Genomic DNA, 7,498 nt, shown 5'->3' on the forward strand with positions numbered 1-7,498 from the left:
CCGGGGCTTTAAAACCCCGGTATTGCTTGTCTTTTATGGTGGGCCGTATAAGATTCGAACTTATGGCTTCTTCCGCGTCAAGGAAGCACTCTCCCACTGAGTTAACGGCCCATAATTTATGCTTTTAAATTATATAACTATTGCCGGCCAAAATCAAGAGGCCAAGCGCATCTCGCAGTGAAAGCGGAATGCGATTGCAGCCTGGGGACAATTATCAACACAGGTACCGCAGAGGATGCATTCAGGGCTTTCCATATCCTCGCTCTGCACCATCTGATTAGCCTCAAGACTCATGGTGCAACTCCGGGTACAGGTCATGCAGTTTATGCACCTGCTTTTATCGGCCTGCAGCCGTAAAGTGGGACAATTGGGGACGGCCTTTTTTTGTCACCCCGGCCTCCCCACTTTTTTCTAAAGCAGCAAAGCCTGTTCAGCTGCTATGGGAAACTTGATATAAAAAGTGGTTCCTGTCGACCCGGTCGTAACATCGATCCTGGCTTTATGACGCGCAGCGATGCTGTAGCACACCGCCAGGCCCAGTCCGGTGCCTTTATCCTTGGTGGTGAGGAACGGAGTCCCGAGCTTATCCATGATATCTTGATCCAGGCCGTGGCCCTGGTCTTTTATGTAGAGCACTATGTCATCATCCTCCGAAGTGGTGCCGATAGTCAGCGTTCCCTTGGAATCCATAGCCTCCAGCCCGTTATGGACCATGTTTAAGATTAACTGGCGGATCTCATTCTCATCCACCAGACACGGGGGAGGTTCGGTTAACTCCAGCTTCAGATTCATATCCCTTTTGGTGACCGTAGGCTGAATCATGGGGCACAGCGAATTGACGATTTCGTCGAGGCACCTGGGTAGCAGGCTGATTTTCTTGTTTTTAGCCATCCCCAGATACTCGGTGATGATCTCATTGGCGCGGTCCAGTTCTTCGATCATCAGATCAAAAAAGGCCTGGTCTTCAGAATACTCCTCCTTTTCACCCAGCATTTGTAGAAAGCCCCGCACCGCAGTCATAGGATTTCTGATTTCGTGGCCGATGCTGGCCGCCATTTCTCCAATCAGGTTTAGACGGTCAAGCCGGGCTATTTCCGCCTCCATCAACTTCTCCCTGGTCAGATCTCTCATCAGGGCAACCCGGCAAAGTTCCCCGTTAAGGTTCATAATAACGATTGAAGCAGAAACGGTAACTATATTCCCGGATTTGGTGCTGAGCCTATACTCAACATTATGGATTTCCCCTTTGGTCTTTAGTTCAATCAAAGCTGAGTCGAGCAGGCTCTGATTCTCATCATAAAGATTCAGCTTTTCAGGCGTCTTGCCTATAACTTCTTCCCGGCTATAGCCGGTGAGGCTCAGGAATCTCTGGTTTACATCGATAAACATGTTGTCTTTCAGGCGCAGAATAGCGATTAGATCAGGATTGTTGTCAAATATCTTATAAAATCTCTCCTCGGAGTTGCGCAGCTCATCCTGGGCCAGCTTGCGCTTGGTAATATCATGCAGGTATATGGTAAGCCCCGAGGGCGACGGGTAAGCGCGAGCCTCTACCCACAGGTCCGAATGATCAGCTTGAGTTACAAAAAACACCGGTACATTGTATAGCATTGCCCACTGGTATTGGTAGTAGATCTCAGATCCAATAGAATCGGGGAACACCTCCCAGAATATTCTGCCGATCACCTCCTGGCGGGTTACGTTAAACAGATGTTCAGCGGCACCGTTCCAATAAGTTACCCGCCAATCCCGGTCCAGCGTAAAGAAGGCGTCGGTAATACTCTCCAAGGTTTTAGCGAAAGCCTGATTAGATTCCTCAAGTTCCCGGGTGCGCTCCTGCACTAGCAGCTCTAGTCTTTGTTCATTCTTCCTGAGCTGCTGGTTGGCCAGCAGGCGGCCGATGGCTATGGAAATGTGGCCGGCCACTGTCGTCATCAGGCTGAGTTCCTCTGGAGTGAAAGATTCCCGGGTACGGGTTCCAAAAGATATGGTTCCGATTACCTCTTGCTCTATGATCAAGGGATTGCATGCATAAGCCTTTACGCCTAAGGCTCTTATCAACTCGGTTCTGGGATCGATGACGGCATCAATATTCTCAATCACGATACAACTGCCATCCCGGGCTACGGATCCACAGATGCCGGCCCCATAATCGAGCCACTCTATTTTAAAGGCCTCCTCCCGGGGTATTCCCGCCCAAGCGTTCAGGTGCAGGCAGCCCAGTTCTCGGTCGGCCAGGTAGTTCAGAAAGACCTCGCACTGCAGATAATCCATGGTTTCCCGGCAAAGGTCATCTATGATCCCCTGAGGATCGTCATTGGTCAGCAGTCGGCACGCCACGGTGGAAAGCAGTCTCTCCCTCCGGTTGACCTTGAGCAGTTCAGCTTCAGCCTGTTTGCGCTGGGTTATATCTTGATTGGTGCCTCTCAAACCGATTATTTTACCATGCTTATCCCGCAGAACCTCTGCGCGTATGGTGACCCAGATGGGAGAGCCATCGGCACGCAGGGCTTTGGTATCCATTTCGAACCCTGCTCCGGTTCGGAGAGTCTCCTCGATTGCCTGATTGATACTGTTCCAGCTATCCGACGGTAAAAGAGCCCCCTTCGCCAAATGGAAGGGAGGCAGCGGCTGAGTGGGTTCGTAACCGAAGATGCGGTGCAACTCTTCAGATAAATGGTTTTCATCCCTGTCAATGGCCGGGATCCAGTACCAGTTGCCGATGTGGCCTATACGCTGTGCTTCGCTGAGTTCCAATTCTTTGCGGCGCAGTTCCGCCAGCAGAGCCAGATGCTCCCGCTCTGGTTCGCTTTTGAGGTTTGAAATGGTAACAAGCAGCTTTTCTGCGCTAAGCGAAAATACCCGTACGTTTGACCAACCATCTGCGGCGAAATTACGCGCCACTGCCTGAAAGGTCTTATGAGGTCCGCCAACCCCCCCGTACTCCTCAAGCCATAGGGGATCAAAATATGGCAATACTTCTGCAACCCTTCGTCCGATAACCTCATCTTGGCCAAGCCCTGATTGTTCTTCAAAAGGAGCGTTTACTCTGAGGATGATATAGCCGACGACATAATCTTTATCATTATTATTAAAAACCCTTTGGGCCAGGATCATGGGTTCAGAGGATCCATTCCACATCAGATCAAATAAGGAACTCTTCTCTTCAATTGTCAGCCAGTCAGTTTCCATATCGAGATCCTCACCAAGCACATATACTTAAGGAATTACAATTTGGATAAATATTTCCTGTTTAATAATAATTATTATCTCCAAACTACAGAGGCTTGTCACCGCCTACTTTTACAGATTATCTCATTATGTCACCCAGGGCCAGTTACAGGATTAGAATCCATAAGTATCCTGCCTTACATGATTGCACTAATTGTAGCATATCGTGGATTCTTATAGGACTAAGGCGAATAATTAAGAACAATAACACTAAGTCAAGGACAATGGTTGTAGTTGTTGATCATCATAGTCTTGAAGGCGGGAATATAGAAAAGATTTGTGAGTATTGCGAGAAGAACCAGGAGAAGCTGAGCAGTAAAGCCAGGGGGAGGCATAGGCTGAAAAGATTGGGATTCCGGGAACCCAGGTAGAAAGCAGGGATCGAAACGGGGACGTAAAAAAGCCAGGAACCGCAGAGTCCCGGCATATTATTACTATCGACCCGGTATGAGTTTTCATCTTGGGACAAGGCGAAGCGCAGGACATTAAGCGGTTTCTCCGTTAATAAAGCATATATCTTGCGATTTAAACATAAACCCGCCTGTCTTCAAGCTGTGTTCTATTAAAGGAAAGGAGGTTTCACGCCCCTGTTCCTCCCCAGACAACTTCCACTATCCAGCCCGCTACCCAGGCGTTTTGCCCTGCCCGGTTAACCTGATACCAGCCGTCCAGCTGTTTTATCACTGACATTTGCTCCCCTTTGCCAGCCTTGCCGACCACCTCGTAAAAAGTTCCCGGCCCACTGCGCAGATTGACCTGAGGGGAAGTGACCACCACCCCCACGGCTTTTAGCCCGTCAGCAGGAGGAATGAAAACGTATACTGTAGAACTATCGGGATCCCAGGAAGCAGTGCCGCCCAGAGCCTCGATCACAAAACGCAGCGGGGCCATGGTAGTCTGACGGTATTTGCGGATGGGTACATCGGTTCTCCATATCGAACCATTTACCGTAGGTTCAAAGGAGTCAACCGGCAGGACGATCTTCTTAGCCCCCCAGTCTACCGTAGCGGTCTGCCGGGCATTATTCCAGCCCACCGTGGCCCCAACCGCATCAAATACCTCGCGCAAGGGCACCATAATGCGATTGTTTTCTATGCAGGGGGCAACCGTAAACGACATGGGCTGGTTGTTCAGCACTATTTTAAGGTTGGGCGAAGGCTCAGCTTTTAACGCCGGGGTGGAGGCTTGAGAGGTGGAGGCCGCGGCAGACTGGCCTGCAATCATATCCTGGCGGATGTAGGCCCCCTTGCCGTCGGAGGTTTTGGCTATGTACCAATCGCCTTCTTTACCCACCAGGGTCAGTAAATCACCTAAACGAACCTGCCCGATAATATCATAATCAGCCCCGGGGCCGGAGCGCAGGTTAGCCGCTTCAACCCCTACTTTCAGCATTTGCGGCGGCGCCACCTCAAGCAGCGATGAGTGCACCCATCCGGTCAGCGTCCCGAATTTTACCTGGCGCCATTCACCGCTGCTGCCGGTCACTTCCACCCTGGTATCTTTATAAAGGGATCCCGCCACTAAATAGTGCGTTCCCGGGCCGGAGCGCAAATTGACCACACTGCCAACCACCGTTGCGCTTGCAGCCTGAGCCTGATTGGTCATCGACCCCAGCAAAAAACCAATATAAATCAGAATACTTATAAACAACAAAAAAGCTAAGGACTTTAACTTGCCTTTGACATATTTAATGGCTCCCACGCTAAAACCTCCCCGATAAAAGTACCCTTATATTAATACGAACCGCGGGTATAAAATTTGGGGTAAGGTATCGACCCAATTCGCATCTCAATGCTTATATAGCCTTCTCCCGGGGCGGCCTCAGCAGCACTTGAATAACCCGGTACCACAATTTCAAAAGGCGCCCTGTCAGTCAGCGCTGTTTGCTTCACCGGCTGGGAAGAGCTTTTTGCTCAGTTCAAAGGTTTGTTGATCGTAGAGCAGCAGATAAACCTGAATATCATATTTTAGCAGGAATTCGCTGATGGCAGCGACGGCGATTTGCAGAGCCTGCTCTATAGGGTATCCATAGATACCGGAGGAGATCAAAGGAAAGGCGATGGATCGGCAGTCATTTTGCATGGCCAACCACAGAGAGTTGGTATAGCAATTATGCAGCAGACGGGCCTCATCAGAATTTCCGCCTCTCCAGATAGGGCCGGCGGTGTGAATGATGTGCCGGGCCGGAAGGTCATAGCCTCCGGTGACAACCGCCTCACCGACGCCGCACCTGCCGATGCGGTCGCATTCAGCCTGCAGCTTGTCGGCCCCTGCGGCGGCAAAAATGGCGCCGCATACCCCGCCGCCCCTTTGCAGAGCCGTATTGGCAGCATTGACGACCGCATCAACCGGCATTGTGATTATATCGCCGTGGATGATATGCAGCGGCATGGTGAAATCTCCTTTCTGCCAGATAACATTTGCCTGTATCAACATTGTTCTCAATAGGCTTTCCATAAAAAGCCTTACAGTTCCTGCTCTAAACCTTCTTACGGCCGACCAGTCCCCTATTTTATCATAAGTCTCCAGTCAGATCAGCATGGCGTTTCCCCGGCTTTCACCAGGTTTGCTATTTATTGAAGATATGTAATCACCAGGATTATACACCCCATTTTATCGGCCGGTCCTGCATTTTAAACCGCCCAGCCAAGATCAATTGCCGGAGCCATTGCAATAATTCTTTTAGAGGATTATATTGTTTAAACGGGAACTATGAAAAGAGAAAAGAAACGGAGGGGAAGTTATGGCTAAGGAGCTAATCGGTACCATTAAAACGCCGGACGTGGAGGACAGAACCGAGGTGTGGGCGGAAGAACAGGCAGATTACTGGCGTATCTTTCTGCTGGATCCGGAGGAAAATCGCCGGGATACGGAACACTGCGCCAAATCAGCGGTTGAGGCTCTGGTTTTGGCCTGCAATATCTGGGGCACTGAAGAATGGGATCTGAAGCTGGCTGATGAGGGTTAAGAGCAGCAATTGATCATGATGCCGAATAAAAACAGTTGATACCGGGGTCAAGCTCCGGTATCTTTATGCGGCAGGACCAGTGTAAAGGTCGCTCACGTTTTATCCCAGCAGAAATGTAATAAACATGCTCCGGTCCGGTGACATCACGTTTTACGCCTGCTCCACCACGCCAGGCTGGTGGAAACGGGCGTACTCTCAGGCCGTCATCACTTCCATCAAGCGCGCCTCTCTAAATCCCGTCCGCGGGATTTTGCCCATCATGATTACCGCGGCCTGCAGTTCTGCCGCTTTTCTTGCTGCGGTATAGCCGGCTGAGGGTGTGCGGTGAAACCCCCAGGCAAAACAACAGTTTCAACAGCTGTACTAAAAAAACGGTTTTCCAGGGGCCATTTTGCTCATAGCGCCTTGAACTCGCTTCGACTTTGGCGGATAGTATTGCCGGCCGGATCAACTTTCTGGCCCGGCGCGAAAACCCGGCATCTTCGAATAGAGGCCATTCCGGGAAACCTCCGATTTGTTGGAATAAGGCCTGCGAGCAATAGATGGCCTGGTCGCCGTAACAACTGTGTAATAACCGGGCACGCAGGTTGGAGCATTTACCCAACATGGTATAGAAATGACCCGGATGAGTAAACGCTATGATGGCACAGCCCCACCCTGGCTTATAGGGATCAATCTGCAGCAGTTCCTCAATCAGCCCGGGTCCGGGCTTGCTGTCCGCATGCAAAAACAACAGCAGCGGCGCCGCAGCCAGGGCTGCTCCCCGGTTTAATTGAGCTCCGCGGTTGGCAGCACCGATTGTGGCGGTTGCCCCCATCATCCGGGCTAAATTCACGGTTTCATCGCCACTCCCGCCGTCACTTACGATAATTTCCACTTCGGAGTACTCCAGAAGCTTGTTCAGCAATCCCCGCAGTGGAACGGCTTCGTTAAGGGTTGGTATTATTACCGACAACCCGGGCTGACGGATCATCATCAAGCTCCTTCCACTGCTCGATCAAAAGCACCGCGGCTTTGCCGGTTAATTCCTGACAAGCCCGCGAACCGACTCTATCGATTATGGACCTCTTCTTCTTGATAACCCGGCAGCAGGTGGAGCCGAAGTTCTGTTTGAAGATATCGTGCAGCGACAAAGCTAATTTATCCTGGCGGGGGTGAACCTGATAGCGGCTGCGCAAGCCCGAGGCCATTATCATGCCTGATAAGGCCCCGCAGGTACAGCCGGCCTGCATGCCCTCTCCGAATAAGCTGGCCGCTGACAGGAGGTCTTCAGGAACCGGCAGGCCCCACTCCTGGCAG

Annotated in this window: 7 protein-coding genes and 1 tRNA gene; 1 reads left to right on the forward strand and 7 read right to left on the reverse strand. The window is 51.1% G+C overall.

What is annotated here, in order from left to right; translation table 11 throughout:
• Positions 1–36: 36 nt before the first annotated feature.
• The 5 genes from B3W37_RS10770 to B3W37_RS10790 all read right to left on the reverse strand — a co-directional run bounded on the left by B3W37_RS10770 (position 37) and on the right by B3W37_RS10790 (position 5,622).
• Positions 37–111, reverse strand: a tRNA-Val gene (locus tag B3W37_RS10770).
• 42 nt (positions 112–153) lie between these two features.
• Positions 154–351 carry a 4Fe-4S dicluster domain-containing protein gene (locus tag B3W37_RS10775; RefSeq protein WP_483171445.1) on the reverse strand — a complete coding sequence of 66 codons (198 nt, stop codon included), beginning with the start codon at positions 349–351 and terminating at the stop codon, positions 154–156.
• Between the two features lie 60 nt (positions 352–411).
• The gene (locus B3W37_RS10780; RefSeq protein ID WP_483175741.1) at positions 412–3,213 is read right to left on the reverse strand and encodes a PAS domain S-box protein; all 2,802 of its coding nucleotides are present in this window, start codon (positions 3,211–3,213) and stop codon (positions 412–414) included.
• A gap of 597 nt (positions 3,214–3,810) precedes the next feature.
• Positions 3,811–4,932 (reverse strand): SH3 domain-containing protein, encoded by a 1,122-nt coding sequence (locus B3W37_RS10785; protein WP_483175742.1) that lies wholly within the window; start codon positions 4,930–4,932, stop codon positions 3,811–3,813.
• A 168-nt stretch (positions 4,933–5,100) separates the two neighbouring features.
• On the reverse strand, positions 5,101–5,622 hold the full coding sequence (locus B3W37_RS10790) for a macro domain-containing protein (RefSeq protein WP_483171424.1): 522 nt from the start codon (positions 5,620–5,622) through the stop codon (positions 5,101–5,103).
• A gap of 352 nt (positions 5,623–5,974) precedes the next feature.
• Between B3W37_RS10790 and B3W37_RS10795 the strand changes: the two genes are divergently transcribed.
• Positions 5,975–6,199, forward strand: a complete 225-nt coding sequence (locus B3W37_RS10795) for a hypothetical protein (protein ID WP_481038185.1) — start codon at positions 5,975–5,977, stop codon at positions 6,197–6,199.
• 229 nt (positions 6,200–6,428) lie between these two features.
• Here the strand turns inward: B3W37_RS10795 and B3W37_RS10800 are convergent, their stop codons facing one another.
• Both B3W37_RS10800 and B3W37_RS10805 read right to left on the reverse strand, forming a co-directional pair.
• Positions 6,429–7,175: a TIGR04283 family arsenosugar biosynthesis glycosyltransferase gene (locus tag B3W37_RS10800; RefSeq protein ID WP_483175743.1), complete on the reverse strand. Its 747-nt coding sequence runs from the start codon at positions 7,173–7,175 to the stop codon at positions 6,429–6,431.
• Positions 7,129–7,498, reverse strand: a 370-nt coding sequence (locus B3W37_RS10805) for a C-GCAxxG-C-C family protein (protein ID WP_483175744.1), incomplete at its 5' end; no start/stop codon positions are given. The genes B3W37_RS10805 and B3W37_RS10800, both read right to left, overlap by 47 nt.

This window comes from Syntrophomonas sp. UBA5494 (genome assembly GCF_002426325.1).